The organism is Acinetobacter sp. ANC_7504 (assembly GCF_056779995.1).
On sequence record NZ_JBWYIZ010000039.1, the window covers coordinates 1 to 390 of the forward strand.

1 protein-coding gene is annotated in these 390 nt (G+C 46.9%); it reads right to left on the reverse strand.

Translation table 11 applies throughout. The features are described 5' to 3' along the window. The coding region (locus tag AC1M9F_RS14520; protein ID WP_481598122.1) for a CoA-transferase at nt 1–390 on the reverse strand (390 nt) is incomplete at both ends.

Here is a 390-nt window from a genome sequence, read left to right on the forward strand (position 1 = left end):
CACATTTCAAACCTGTCGCAGGATAAGTCAGCTCAGCAACGATTTTCGGTTCGCCTTTTTTAGTGACATGATCGGTGGTAATAAAGACTTTCTTCGCACCCACGGCTAAATCCATTGCACCACCCACAGCAGGAATGGCATCAGGTGCACCGGTATGCCAGTTTGCAAGATCACCATTTTCTGCCACTTGGAAAGCACCCAGTACCGCGATGTCTAAATGACCACCACGCATCATGGCAAATGAATCACCATGATGGAAGAAAGCTCCGCCTTCTAGCAGGGTTACAAACTCTTTACCTGCGTTAATTAACTCAGGGTCACGGTCTTCTTCCGCAGGGGGTGGACCAAAGGCCAATAAACCATTTTCAGAATGTAAAAAGACATCTTTGT